At 39.4% G+C, this 14,847-nt stretch carries 10 protein-coding genes; 2 read left to right on the forward strand and 8 right to left on the reverse strand.

Going from position 1 to position 14,847, the window contains the following annotated elements:
• Positions 1-19: 19 nt before the first annotated feature.
• Positions 20-895: a glycerophosphodiester phosphodiesterase family protein gene (locus H4O18_RS17000; protein ID WP_187586773.1), complete on the forward strand. Its 876-nt coding sequence runs from the start codon at positions 20-22 to the stop codon at positions 893-895.
• 40 nt (positions 896-935) lie between these two features.
• On the opposite strand, the gene H4O18_RS17005 is transcribed toward H4O18_RS17000, so the two are convergent.
• From H4O18_RS17005 to H4O18_RS17015, 3 genes are all read right to left on the reverse strand, one after another.
• Complete coding sequence (locus tag H4O18_RS17005; protein ID WP_222942448.1) at positions 936-2,711, reverse strand: TIM-barrel domain-containing protein; 1,776 nt, start codon at positions 2,709-2,711, stop codon at positions 936-938.
• Positions 2,708-4,141: a PHP domain-containing protein gene (locus tag H4O18_RS17010; RefSeq protein ID WP_187586775.1), complete on the reverse strand. Its 1,434-nt coding sequence runs from the start codon at positions 4,139-4,141 to the stop codon at positions 2,708-2,710. The genes H4O18_RS17005 and H4O18_RS17010 overlap by 4 nt, the downstream gene beginning before the upstream one ends.
• A gap of 103 nt (positions 4,142-4,244) precedes the next feature.
• Positions 4,245-5,171: a dihydrodipicolinate synthase family protein gene (locus H4O18_RS17015; RefSeq protein ID WP_187586777.1), complete on the reverse strand. Its 927-nt coding sequence runs from the start codon at positions 5,169-5,171 to the stop codon at positions 4,245-4,247.
• A gap of 300 nt (positions 5,172-5,471) precedes the next feature.
• Here H4O18_RS17015 and H4O18_RS17020 point away from each other — a divergent pair, with 300 nt between their 5' ends.
• Entirely contained in the window at positions 5,472-6,320 is an 849-nt protein-coding gene (locus tag H4O18_RS17020) for an AraC family transcriptional regulator (protein WP_187586779.1), read from the forward strand.
• Positions 6,321-6,436: 116 nt separating this feature from the next.
• Here H4O18_RS17020 and H4O18_RS17025 read toward each other — a convergent pair whose 3' ends face one another.
• The 5 genes from H4O18_RS17025 to H4O18_RS17045 form a co-directional block, all read right to left on the reverse strand.
• A complete protein-coding gene (locus H4O18_RS17025) occupies positions 6,437-7,102 on the reverse strand; it encodes a hypothetical protein (RefSeq protein WP_187586781.1) in 666 nt (221 codons plus the stop codon).
• A 17-nt stretch (positions 7,103-7,119) separates the two neighbouring features.
• A complete protein-coding gene (locus tag H4O18_RS17030) occupies positions 7,120-8,391 on the reverse strand; it encodes a hypothetical protein (RefSeq protein WP_187586783.1) in 1,272 nt (423 codons plus the stop codon).
• A 14-nt stretch (positions 8,392-8,405) separates the two neighbouring features.
• Positions 8,406-9,527, reverse strand: coding sequence for a metallophosphoesterase family protein (locus tag H4O18_RS17035; RefSeq protein WP_187586785.1), 1,122 nt, complete (start codon positions 9,525-9,527; stop codon positions 8,406-8,408).
• A gap of 214 nt (positions 9,528-9,741) precedes the next feature.
• Entirely contained in the window at positions 9,742-11,397 is a 1,656-nt protein-coding gene (locus H4O18_RS17040; RefSeq protein ID WP_222942449.1) for a SusD/RagB family nutrient-binding outer membrane lipoprotein, read from the reverse strand.
• A 17-nt stretch (positions 11,398-11,414) separates the two neighbouring features.
• Positions 11,415-14,816, reverse strand: a complete 3,402-nt coding sequence (locus tag H4O18_RS17045) for a SusC/RagA family TonB-linked outer membrane protein (RefSeq protein ID WP_222942450.1) — start codon at positions 14,814-14,816, stop codon at positions 11,415-11,417.
• Between the last annotated feature and the right edge of the window lie 31 nt (positions 14,817-14,847).

The raw sequence follows: 14,847 nt of genomic DNA on the forward strand, positions 1-14,847 counted from the left end.
TCCCTAACCAAAATTTAAAATGTGCAGTAGCCTTTACCGAACTTGGAACCAAGTCATTTTTATCCTTCTTCTTTTTTTAAGCCTAACTTCCCTAGCTCAAGAAACAAAACTTGACGGTCTTTTAAATGACTACCACAACCACCCCGAATATGTTCTTGTTGCGGCCCACCGGGCAACCAATCCCAATTACCCTGAGAATTCCTTGGCCGCCATCGCGGAAAGCATTCGCATAGGGGTAGATATCGTAGAAATAGATATTAGAAAAAGTAAGGACGGAGCACTTGTAATTATGCACGATAAAACTATTGACAGAACCACAAATGGTAGTGGGAAAGTAGATGATTTTAGCCTTGATGAGCTAAAGGATTTCCGTCTTAAGTTTGGCAGTGAAATTACAAAGGAGCAAATTCCAACCTTTGAAGAAGTACTTCAGCTAACTAAGGGAAAAATAATTCTAGATGTAGATTTTAAATTGGAAGATGAGGCTTCCGTTAAAGAAACCTTTGCCCTGATCGAAAAATACGGCATGGAGGACCAGATATTATTTTTCCTTTATGACTATCCCGAAACTACACAATATCAGAAATTGAACAAAGACATAAAAATAATGCCTAGGGCCTATTCCAGAAAGGACATTAGGGCCATTAAGAAATTAGAGGATATTTCCATTATTCATATTGATGAAAGCTATTACAAAAAAGGAACCATGCGCAGGACTATAAAATCCGGATATAGGGTATGGATCAATGCTTTGGGCAAGTATGATGAGATGGAGCGACAAAAGAAAGATTCAGGTTTTGATGCATTATTGACTCGAAAATACGTCAACGTAATTCAAACCGATTTACCCGAAGAACTTCTAAACTACCTTAGGGCCAGAAACTTACATCGTTAACCTTTTTAGCATTACCGATTTGGATGTGGGAATGACATAATTAGAAAAAGATTTCATATTCCCCTTTCCCATATTCCACTCCTCCTTTGATAATAAGCTTATGGTTTAGGTCGTCATAATTCCAGAACACGCCTTTTTCAATTGGACGCCCATCCAAAGTGATGGATTCCGGAACACTATTGGAATGGATTCTTAAGATATGGGGTATTTTAGTTCCATCCAGGGAAAGGTTTAATTTATTTGCTAAAGTTGAATAAGAAATCTTGGTTTCCCCTTCGGTATCCGTATGATGAAAAACAAAATTATTATCGCCTTTGGGATATATTAAAATAGTGGTGAATCCCTCTGAATCCAAGTCTCCCAAACCAGTATAATCTCGCTTTACATCCATTGGCACTATGGCACCCTCCTTTATATAAACAGGAAATTCATCCATTGGAAATTCCCATTCATTATCCGTTCCTCCTTCAAGAAGATCTTTATCATTAAAAAAGTACCTCCACTGTCCCTTTGGCAACCTAATGTTTCTTTCTTTCGAATCCCTATATATTGGAGCAACCAAAAAATCCTCCCCGAACATATAGTGATATTTCCCCTCTTTTAAGGGTGTCTGCAACCTTGTACCCCCATCATGGGCAGTAACTACATAATGGTACATATAAGGCACCAATTCCGTATGTAACCAAGAGAACTTTCGTATCACCTGCAGTTCCTCTTCCGTTCTCTTCCATAGCCGCCTTTCTCCATGTCCACCATTCATGAACAGACCGCAAAAGGTGGAGAATTGCGTCCATCGCATATAAAGTCTTGGAGGAATTGTTTTTCCGGAAAATCCGGCCACGTCAGACCCCACCATATTATATCCCAGCTCGGCACTTTTTAGGATACTTTTTATGGCCGACTCATAACCTTGTATTCCTTCCAAAGCTATATCCACCTTTTCGTCCCCACTTTCCAAAATCATTTGATCCGTCACCCATTCGTGCTTTTGATCACCTACCCAATTTACGGGGGATGCATCAATAGGTGAAAAGCCTTCAGGATGAAATCCACGGTCTATAGATCTGGACAGGGTAACGAACTCAGGGTTTTGGGTAAGCCCATGCCGGTATTCATCCCTGTAATAATGATCCATATAGGTTCTAGTGGTCATTATTCCTTTGGATGTCCGCTTGTAGAATATGGGCATTGGTCCCAATTGGCTCCAAAATAGGGTTGCAGTGCCATCCAACTTCCATCCATCAATACCCAAATCAAAAACATTCTGTTGCAATCCCCGCCACCAGTTCATGGCATCTGCATTGGTATAATCTATAAAACTGCCTTCACCCTTCCACCATTTATTGGGATTCTTGGATTTGACCAAAAAACCCTTATCCTTTGCCTCAGCATACCAATCCTTGGAATCTTTAATCTGGGTGTCTTTACTAAAACTATTTACCATAGAGGTCATCCATAAGACTACCCTATAATTATTGTCCTGAAGCTTTTTAAACCATTGAATGGGTTTTTTATAAAGAACCGTGTCAATTTCAAAGTCGTTATATCGCAAAGACCAAGGACTATCCAAAATAATGGTTCTCACTGGGATATCGTTTTCCTTATACCCCATTAATAGCTCATCCACATAATCTGAAGTATTTACATCGTCTTCCCAAAGCCAACATTCCAAAGCCCATGCAGGGGTCAAAGGCGGATTTCCATGTCGCTGTCCGTTGAAAGGCATTCCCCACACAGGCAAAACCCAATAAAAATAGGAGACCAAACCTAAAATAAGTAATACCAAAACCCCTATTTTCAGTACTTTCCTTTTCAAGTATTAATTTTTAATTTTCTGAAGAATCTAAAATATATGGTCAAAAGCGAATAGACCATAAAAACAGTGCCAATGGTCAACAGCAAGGAACTGTATTCCGCGAACACTTTACTGTAGCCCTTAACCGCATTGCCCCGAACCATATAATACAAGCCCAAAGCAACTAAAAACAAGGCACTGACCAATCCGGTCAAGGCCATTCTTTTATGCATAGGAATAAAATGCTCCCTCCTGAAATTCCATAGCAATTGGAATAAAACCAACCAAATGGCCCAGGATAAAACCTGATAGAAATTAAGCGTCCTAAAATAATTGACCAGGGTAATAAAGGGCTGGAACAACAGATTATCCTCACTATAGAAAGGTCGATCCTGGTACATGAGAACCTTTACCCTGCTTTGATCTCTATTTCTTATTATCTCCAAAATAGATTTTTCCTTTTCGTCCGGATTCATTTGATGCCAGTTGGGAATTTGAAACGCATTCCAAATACCACAGGCCCTCCCGTAACCATGAAAATCCAGTCCACCGATCATAAGGAGTTTGTTTTCTTCACAGAACTTTTTTAAATCTTTAAATTTGGTTCGATCATAATATAATTCCTTGCCTACATTTTCTATTTCAAAGCCGTCAGCCCCAAGGTCTTTATAAAACTCTTTATCATTCCCCTTACCATCAAACCAATGATTAATTATGACCGCACCCCCATAGTTATGCACCAAATCCACTATAAGGGAGTCCGATTTGCCCTTGGTCTCAAATTTACAGTTCAGTCCCAGCAAACTCATATGATTGGAACCCGAATGTTCTTGACCTACCATTATCAAAGGATCCAAAGGAAATTGTCCATCCTTTTGCCTTGAGGAAAAGTCCAGTGTTTTTTTATGATTGGCATGATCGGTTATAAAAAATGCATCGAATCCATTTCTTTTATGCCATTCCCACATTTTGTCCTGTGAAATTAATCCGTCATGACTAAACTCGGTATGGGCATGGGTTGTAACCAATATCTCATCCGAAGTATTATTAACAATAGTATTATTAGGTAGCGGAAGGAAAAGGATAACTACAAAAACAGAAAAGTAAATACCGATAAGCAAGGGTAGGTTTCCCAAAAATCTTAGCACTTTTTGCCTTCTAAGGGCGCCAGCGGGAACTTTAAAAACTTTAATTAGACTCAGGCTTATGTAAAAAACCATTATCCACAGTAAAGTTATAGGCAATTCCTGCAAGGGATAAATGGAGCGATTGAAATAAAGTAACAACCCCAAAACAGGTTCAAAAAGAATTCGCCAAGTCTGTATGTGGATACCGTAACTTGTTAAGGAATCCAAAGTAAGCGCATCAATAACATGTATATCCAAATGAAAAAAAAGCGCCAGAATAGCAATAATAATTAACGGAATTGCAACAAACGACTTTTTCAACATTTTATGAATATCAATTACCAATAGGCTTCAATATAGTCTACTTTTCCATATAGTAACAAAAATACATCCCAGAAAGCATGGTCAACAACACCAAGTACTGCTATCAATGAATTGAATTGTATTCATTTTTATAATTGAATTGAGAAATATATTCTTTGATTAGACTTCGTTGTGCTTCCGTAAATCTCTGGAGTGGCTCGGCATTATGATCTTCACAAATTTTCATGGCCAATAAAGCCGCCTTGGTTCCTTTGATGTGCCTGGAAGAATATTCCCCAACCTCATATATTGTTTTATGAATCTTTAGCACTTGTTCACGAAGAGACTTTATTTTCTCCAAATCTTTATCTACCGCTGCATTGTATAAATCCACAAACAGTTTCGGGAAAAAATTAGCTCCACCGGCTACCGCACCATGTCCTCCATTCATAATTGTTTCCGGCAAAAACAATTCGGTTCCAGCAATTACTGAAAATAGTGGGTCAGCTTTAAATTCTTCGATCAACATATACAAATAAGTGAGATCACCAGAACTATCCTTAATACCAATTGCCCCTAACTCCTTTGCCCTTCTTACCACTTCTATGGATAAGTGAAGTTTGGTACAGCTAGGCATGTTATATAACATAAAAGGCAATGGCAATAGCGGCAATAAACTTTCAAGATAATCGCCCATTTCTTCTTGAGAAATTGGAAAATAGTATGGTGGAGCAACAACCAAGGCATCTGCCCCAACTTCTTTGGCATGGTTGGCGATTTCCATAGTACCATCAAAAGAGGTATCTGTAATCCCTACCAAAACTGGAACCTTTTTATTGACAATTCTACAAGTTTCCGTTATAAGTTGTTTCCTAACCTCATAACTTAAACTAGGCCCTTCCCCTGTTGTCCCCAAAACAAATATTCCATGAACACCACCATCCACTAGGTGATTTACCAATTTATTTAGTCCGGACAAATCCAGCTCCTTATTCTCCAGTAATGGAGTAATCATCGGAGGTATTATTCCTTTCACAGGTAATTTCATCATTTTATATTTAATGGATTAAATAATGGTAATACCTATCCGACTGACAAACTATCGTAGTTCTTGTATTCATAGTGGTGGTTTTTTAGGTTTTTCATGAATCTATTTTGCAAGCAATAATTCCTATATTTTAACAACTAGGCCTACTGATTCAAATATTATGATACACGAATTGTTGTTCTAACAAATTAAATCCAATTTAATAACCCTCGCCACTACAATATTGTTTTAATTACATTATATTTTAACCTTATTTCTGAATAATTTAATTATATTAGTCGAATATTGTCAATATATCAACTTATGGAATTTATCTTTGAAAAAATATTTGTACCAAATAAACATTCATTTATATCAAGAAAATTACCTCTGGCATCAAATGCGAAAATACATTCCCACAAAAATTTTGAATTAAATTTTATCACTGCGGGATCGGGCAGAAGAATTGTTGGGGACAACATCTCTGGATTTGAAAAAGGTGACCTAGTTTTATTGGGCCCTAATCTACCCCACTGTTGGGAAGCCTTGGATTTTGAAAGAGACAATGACCCATTTTGTATTGTTACACACTTTTCCGAAGACATCATAAACTCCGATTTTTTTAGAATGCCCGAATTGGAACAGGTGGTGGATTTGTTAAAACAATCAAGTACTGGACTTCGTTTTAAGCTTGAAAATGACAGCCACATTAGGCACAGCCTGGAGAAAATGACCCAATTACAAGGATTGGAATACTATATTGAAATGCTTAAAATATTTAATTTTCTGCTACAAATAGATGAAAGGGAAAATCTATCCAATCCGAATAACAGCTCAGCCGTTTTCTCCAAGAATCTGGATAAAATAAATAAGGTCTACGAATATGTCTTTCAAAATATTCAGGAAGGTGTTAAACTGGAAGAGGCCGCTTCTGTGCTGAATATGGCACCCAGTTCATTTTGCAGATATTTTAAGAAGAAAACCAATCTCACCTTTATGGAATACGTAAAAAGCGTTAGGGTAGGTATTGCGGCAAAATTACTGGCAGAAACCGATAAGCAAATAACACAGATTTGCTTTGAAAGCGGGTATAATAATCTAGCCAATTTCAACCACTACTTTAAACATATTATGGGCAAAACACCATCAGATTATAGAAAAACATTTAGGTAATTTAACAAAGAACTCCTTTTTGTTTATTAATGATTATATCTAATCCGGAGCGTGCTAAACCTTACCATGGCGAGCGCTAATTTATTTTATCATTTTTGAGTGATAAGCCAAAACAATCAATTAACTCCCTTTCTAATAGAAGCCCTTCCCAATACATTTACAACAAATCCGAAGAGCACTACCACAAAGGAAATCAAACTTATAGGAGGTAAACCGCCCTGCCATTTAGAAGGCGTAGACCAAGTGGAATAACCCATAAAAAAAAGATGTATTCCCAGCAGAAATAGCAGCCCCAATAAGAATTTTTTGGAGGTGATAATCTCTATAAGCATCTCCTTGCCCTTGGATCGGTTATTAAAACACCAGTGGTAAATCCCCAATATCATAAAACTGGCCATTCCGGAGAGCAAACTAAAATTCCCTATTATGGACAAACTATCATCTTCTGCAAAAAACTTTGGATAATATTGAGGATTGAAAATCAAAAAACTAAGGAGCACATGAAATATGGTCAAGAGCAGACCAGAAATACCCAATATCTTTCTGCTTTCCAATCCTAAATTTAGATAAGGCATTCCCAAATTGGCTAGGGGCCTAATGGAAAAACTAAAGGCAAGCAATACGATTGCTGCCAATGACACTCCCTTGTTCAAAATAAATATTGGTAAATCTTTCCATGCAACCGTACCCACCACATTATACCTTAAGATCGCATAGCCCATAGAAATACCAAAAATGGTCCATATTATCTTTATGTATTTTCTTTGTTCACTCTTAATCATAAAAACTAATTCTCAATTTAATTCATGGGAAATCTATCCCTATCACCCAAGTCACCATGAACATTTATAGCTATCAATGCCAAAATGGCGATTGCCAAAAGTACAACGATCAAATAGACAAGCCATTTTTTAAGGTCTATCTTATCTATTTCACCAAATGAAAATTGTAAACTCTTGGATCTGAGCAAAACGAAAATCAATATAATGTTCAGCACATAAAGATGATGGTTAAGGTGCATTTCTGCCCCAAAAATTCCTGTCACGGCATAGCTCATAAAGACGTATGCAATGAGCATGGTAAAAAAGGTAACCAAAACATCCTTTTGTGAGAATTCTTCTTTTTTGAATTTCCAAAAGATGGTAACAACCATTGCCAACAAGACCAATAATACCATCAAGGTACTTGTAGAGGCAATGGATTCTATATTCGGCAAACTCTCCAGACGTCTAGCGATATGACCATAAGTCAATGATTCCCTGTAAACGATTAATGGTATAAAGAGTACTACAATCAACAAGGCAGACCAATTTTCCCATTTTCTAGCTCTAGGAATTTCTTTAGGCCATTTGGAACTAAATACACCATAAGCCATTCCAGATCCACCGAAAAATCCGATACTGTATTCCATTACGTTCCACATATTAAATGGTATTTCCCATGTATTTCCCAGTACCTGTAAAAAATTACCAAAGCTAAAACCAATACCTCCACCCAACATAGAGAATAAGGCTACCCTGATAGCAGAATTCCTATTTTCCTTGGCCATATACCACAACATGGCCAGCCCCGCTCCAAAACACAGGGCCCAAGCCTCTGATCGTGGAGGTGTCATTTTGAAGCCAATCTGCTCCACCAAAAAATAATAGCTTACAAGTCCGCCAGCCACCATAAGGGAAAGCAAGTGCCCCCACTTAACCCTATTGCCTTCTGTGGAATCCAGCGTTAAACCTACTAATCCACCCCCCAATAATCCAAATAGTCCGCCTATAACAAAGAGCATCCCAAGTCCGTAATAGGCGTTAATAAAGTTATCGGCAAAACCATAACCAACTACCACTCCATAACTGATCATACCGCCTGCTCCCCAACCCACAGCCGATGCAAAAGCAATTAGCATCATCTTATTATACCAATCCTTTCGCCCCGAAACAAGTACTAAGGCCAGGCCACCTATTGCCCCTGCCCAGGCTGCGCCTTGTTCATGTCCAAACTGACCCCGTATAGCCCAGGCTGTGGCAAGTGCCATCCCAACGATCAATATTGGTAATCCTATTTTTTTTGTTCCCATAACTTTGTCCAAGATTATTTTCTTCTTTTTATTTCAACGGTTTCAATTTCATCGCCGTTAATGTCCGTCACATACAAATAGGCGTTTTTCTTATTGATCTGAACATTGACAAAATGTTCTATTTTACTGGATTTCTTAGTTTCTGGCAAGGTAAGCTCAATGTCATACAATGGAGCTCCTGCACCGGCAGAGGTTATATAATGAACGCCATTTTTAGTGGCACGGTGATAATGGTGATCATGACCGTTCAAGAACACTTGTACCTTATGTCTTTCAAAAATATCGCCCCAAAATTTACGGGTTTGCTCGGCTTCCGCCTTTCTGTTTTTCATCGCACTATACAATGGCTTATGCTGGAAAATAAATACAAAACCCGCTTCCTTATTTAATTCCAAAACGTTTTCCAACCATTTTTTCTGGGTGTTAAAATACTCCGAAAAGGCACTTTGCCAGAAAGCCTCGCTATTTTTTTCGGAGATAAAATCCGGTTCGGAAATTTGTTTGCCCTCACTATCCAAAACAATAAAAAGAGCATCTCCTACAGCGAAATAGTAGTATTTTTCATTGTTGGGCAAATCGAACAAATCGTAATAATAGGGAGAATCCTTTTCGTGGTTGCCCAAAACGGGATAATAAGGGGTATTTCTCATTAGCTCCTTGTTAACTCCAAAAAAAGCTTCCCAATCGCTTATAGATCGCCCATTGGCCACCAAATCTCCTGAATTGATGATAAACCTTGGATTCGTCTCCATAATTTTGGCCACTATTTTTGCATGCACATCGTGCCTATTCCTAGAATCCCCGGTAACGGCAAAATTAAAGGGCATTATTTCATCAGGATAGGTGGTCAATGTTCCCTTACCTTCATCTGAACCATCATTAAGTACATCATATTGATATTCTGTATTAGGTTCCAAATCTCCCAAATGTATTTTATGGTGTTTATACTCCGCTATAGTTTTAACGTTGCCATCCTTATCTGTAATTGTTGGCGCACTTTCCAAGGTAGACCAGCATATGGTGGCATCCTTGGCACCCATTTGCTGAATATATGGCCCAAAGGCTATTTTATCCTTTTCTTGAGCAACACCAATGACACTGATAAATAAGAGAGATAAGAACAATACTTTCTGCATGATTTTAAAATTTATAGTTCGGAACAAATAATCCGACATTAGAAAAAAAATTAATAACTGGTATTAATCCCTAGCCAAAAAGGCGGGATTGCATAGACTTTAACATTGCAATGAGCCTTCGGCTTTTGAAATATAGGTCTGTCGAATAAAAGGAGGCAGCCCTTGCGGAATGCCTCCTTTAAAATAGTTGCTAAACTAACTCAAATAATTACGGTTAATACGGCTCTCCAGTACCCTGCAACAACCACATTTTGGACCAAGCACTATTATTACTGGCATCGTCTCCCTTAAAGGCAGTAGTCTCCAATTTCTGAATGGCCGCCTCTGCATTTTGTGTATTGTTGTCTATTTCATCTATATGGTAGTAGAAACGCAAGGGCAAGGCTGCACGTTTGGCTGCGGGACCTGCCTGTAAATCTGGCAAGCCTGTCCTTCGATAGTCGAACCAGGACTGGGTGGCAGAGGTCCAACTTGCTATCCATTTTTGTTCCATAATATCTTCCAATCCCCCATAGGCAGCTCCACCTATATAACTGGAATAGGCATCTTCCAAGCCCCATGCTTTCAGGGACTGTTTAACACCTTCATTATAGTGGGCTTCCGCTCCACCAGAAGCCCAACCTTTTAATGCCGCTTCCGCCAAAATAAAATGTACCTCTGCCGCCGAGATCAAGCGGGATTTAAGCAATGGCCCAGTAACTTCTTTGTAAATATCATTCAATTGGGAAACATGGGGATTATAAGACCCTTGACTCAATTCTTTCTTTAAGTTATAGGCTAGTGCCAAAGGTAAAGCAGTAGGAAGTCCAACATATTCCTTATCAAAATTTACAGGCTCTCCAACTATTTCTAAATGATCATCTACCAATTTCTGGCCTACATATCGTTCTCCATTACGAATGTCATCGGTATCCTCTGCCTCACCAACAGCCAAAACCAACGGCATACCAATTTTATTTGCCCAAACCCCCAATCTGGGATCATCCAGTTCCTGTAATGCTTCCACTAAGGTAGCCGCCATTTTTATTCTAAAATACGCACCTTGTGGATCTACATCAAATTTGGTATTGGTAGGCCAGGAGTCGCTGGTACTAGTTCCAACGTAATCCACATTGGCATCGTCCGAAGCATCCAATATAAGGGGATACTGTCCGGGATTGGAAGATATTCTTCTTATCCCTTCTTCGGCCAAGCCTGGTTCTTTGGAAGATATACGCATATAATACCTCAGTGCCAAAGAATTGGCAAATTTGCGCCACTTTGAAACAGTACCACCATAAAGTACATCCTGATTTTGTTGAATGCTAAAATATTCACTCTGGTTTTTGGACAAAAGGGTATTGGCACGTGCCAAATCAGTAAAAATACCCAAATAGATATCTTTTTGATCGTCAAAAGTAGCATCAAAAAACTCAGCTCCCTCGTCCCCCCTTAAGGCTTGGGAATAGGGCGCATCTCCCCACAAATCCGTTATCATTCCAAATAAATAGGCTTTCATTACCAAACCTACTCCTATATGGAATTCCAAATTATCGGCTTCCGCCTTTTCAATCAAGGTTTTGTTGTTGGTCAATAGTCTGTAATAGCCACTCCAACTATGGGAATCATTGCTCCAGTCGTAAGCATTATGTCCGCCAGACCAACCGTCTTTTTGGGTATGCTGCATAACACCGGCCATTTCACCAAATCCCAATCCAACCACATTCTTAGCGGTTCCCGAAATTACGGTGCCCACCAATAGGTTGGGGTCCACATTATCCGACCCAATTTGGTTTGGGTTTTCATTTAAATCCTCTAGACCGTGGCAGGAAACCAATACGATGAGTCCCAAAACCAATATGGCCAATTTACTTTTTATTTGATACATCATGATCTTAGTTTTTTTTATTAAAATGTTATACCAATTTTAAAACCTACCGGGATTACCCATGGATCTACATTGTATCGCTCAATACCCTGTTTAAACTGCGTTCCCCTTTTATCTGTTCCAGATTCTGCTTGAAATGCCCTTTCCGGATCTACTCCAAAGGAAGAATCCTTGGTCCATAACATGATATTCCTACTATAAACGGATACACTAATATTGTCCAATCCTGTGATGGCTAGCAATTTGTTCGGTAGACTATAACTTAAGGACACTTCTCTTAATTTAATATAATCGGCATCGAACATATGCGGCGTTCCAAAATCCCATGGATTCGCCACAGAAAAGGGAAGAAAGGTAGTACCAACGTCTCCTAGGTTTTCACTTTCCAATATAAAGTTACCATTTTCATCATGGGTTCCTCTTACACCTGGGCTAAAAACTCCGTCATAAACCACATTTCCACTAAAGGTCTCGGGCAAACCGCCATTCCCTGGTGTACCACCAACGGACAAGAAATTCTCTCCATAAATCAATTCATCGGCTCGATCCAATACCCATTGTTTCAATTCCGGGCCTGCCTGGGCTATTCCTGGGTTGACCAAATTATCCAACAATTGTTGACCGTAACCATCTTCTACCATATACCTTGAGGTTTGTGACATATACTGTCCTCCTGAACGCCAATCGAAAGTCATGCTAAAGGTAAAGTTCTTAAAGGAGAGGCTGGATTGGAGTCCCATTACAAAATCAGGATTATAGTTCCCAACCTTAACACGTTCCTCCTCCGGTAACCATTCAGAATCTTCTGCCTGGCCAATAAGTGGATATCCAAAATAAGGTGAATTGGGATCGGTTACCCTTTTAATCCTAGGGGAATACAGATTCCCTACAAGTCCGTCTTCGCCGGTAGTTGGATCCGCAATATAAGCTCTGGAAACACTCTTGTTCTCACTCCACAATTCAATATAATCGACTCCTGGGGCCAAGGCCACTACTTTGGATTCATTGGTGGTATAATTTAAATTTAAATCCCAATTCCAATTTTCAGTTCTTATTGGCGTTATACCCAAAGACAATTCATATCCTTTACTCTCCAAGACTCCGGCATTAATACTGACACTACCATACCCAGAGGATCCAGGAATTGGAATACTGGGAACAATTTGATTCTTATTTTCAACCGTGTAGTAAGTGCCTTCAAATCGAAACCTGTTATTAAACATGGTCAAGTCAAGCCCCAATTCCTTGGAGGTAGCCTCTTCAGGCTCCAAGGTGGGCGTACTTAAACTTCCTGGAGCCGTATATAACACCGCATTCTCCCATTGTCCCGCATTACTGTAATATGCGCCTAATTGATATGGGCTGGTATCGTTACCAACTCTGGCCCAACCTCCCCTAAGTTTAAAAAGATCCACTTTGGGAATATCCACAACCTCGCTCAACAAAAAGCTAAGGGAAGCCGAAGGATAAAAATACGAGCGATTATCTATTGGTAAAGTACTGGACCAATCGTTCCTAGCCGTAACATCCAAATACAACATGTCCATAAAACCAAAGTTACCAAGTGCGTAGACACTGTTTATTCCTCTTTCACTGCTAAAACTGGAATAATTTAATGAGGTTGGAGCAATGTTGGAAACCGTAAACAGGTCCGGTACCACTAGTCCAACACGTGATGCGGCCGAATTGTTCAGTCCCGTATTCTTCTGGTACATCAAGTTTCCACCACCAGAGATACTAAAATCAAAATCACCCAAATCCTTTGTAAAAGTGGCCAATAGATCCACGTTGGTCTCCACGCCATCGGTCTTGGAAATACCATAGGTGCCATTGTTGGATTCCCCACTGTAACCGGGTGACATTTTTGTTTCTTGTGTCTGGTTGTAACTATTTAAGTTATAACTACTCCTTAATTTAAATGATGGAGAAATATTCCAATCCAAGACCATATTACCATAAATTCTATATCTGGAATAACTATTGTTTATCCCGTAAGCCAAAAAGTAAGGGTTGTTATAACCAGGAGCCAAAGTAAGTACATCCGTTCCTGGAAGGTCAAATTCCCTTAAAAGACCTAAATCAATATTGGCTGGGGTAGAATACGCCCACTGTAATGGATTGGCGCCCCTATTGGAGGCCGGCCTATTATCGGCATAGCTATGGACAACATTCACATTGGTGCTCAATATCAACTTTTCGTTCATGCTTGATGAGGCAGATAGGGAAAAACTATTTCTATTTACGTCGGAGTTCGGAATGAGACCAGTATTTTGCATATTGGTCACCCCCATCCTGTAATTCATTAGCTGAGTACTATTGGTTACTTCAAGACTATTCGTTGTTGTAATTCCCGTTTGCACAAAATTCCTAACGTTGTTAGGGTAAGATTTCAATTCGGTAGGAATCGGAACCCCGTTGGCATCCAAGGGGGCATTCCACTGTACCGCAAAATATCCACGATCCAATTCTGGACCACCATTACCACCAGATAATTGGACATCAGGAAGTAAGAAACTACCTCCTTGGGATTCTGGAGAAAATGAAAACAGTCCAGAGGCAAACCTTGTTTGCTGTTCCAAGAATTTATAAGGAACATCAAAAACCGTATTGGTAGTAAAAGAAACTTTCATTTTTTCCTTATCCTTCGCCTTTTTAGTGGTAATCAATACCACCCCATTACCAGCACGGGAACCATATAAAGCAGCTGCACTAGGTCCTTTCAAAATACTTACATCCTCAATGCTATTGGGATCTAAATCCGATACGGCATTACCATAATCCACCCGGTTATCTCTACCAAATCCACCAATATTGTTAAGTGAATTTGATATCGGTACCCCGTCTATCACAAATAATGGTTGATTATCCGAACTTAAGGAAATGGCCCCACGAATTACCATACTTACCGAAGAACCTGTACCTCCAGTAGAGTTTAAGGTTACACCTGCTACCTTACCCGAAAGTGAATTTAACACATTCTCCTGGGCAACCCTCGTCAATTCTTCCCCTGCAACATTTTCTACCGAATAGCCCAGAGACTTATCCTCTCTTTTGATACCCAAAGCAGTTACAACTACCTCATCCAAAGCCTGAGCCCCAGGAGCCAAAGCAAGATCGATAGAAGTTCTTCCATTGACCGCTACTTCCTGAGTTTCAAAACCTATGTAAGAATACACCAGCACCCCATTTCCATTAGGGACCTTAATACTGTAATTTCCATCAAAATCGGATGATACCCCTTGGGTGGTCCCTTTAAGAACTATACTTACCCCAGGCAGAGGCATACCATCCTCGGAGGACGTTAAGTTACCCGATACCGTATGCTGTGTAGATTGGGCAGCTATAGAAGTGCTGCAGAAAGTCAACAACACCAAGAACATTTGCCCAAACATCCGTATATTATTTTTTAAATGTGTGTTCATAGAATTATTTTAGTTAATTATTTTTTTGATT

It is taken from the genome of Arenibacter arenosicollis (genome assembly GCF_014397245.1).
Lineage (GTDB): Bacteria > Bacteroidota > Bacteroidia > Flavobacteriales > Flavobacteriaceae > Arenibacter > Arenibacter arenosicollis.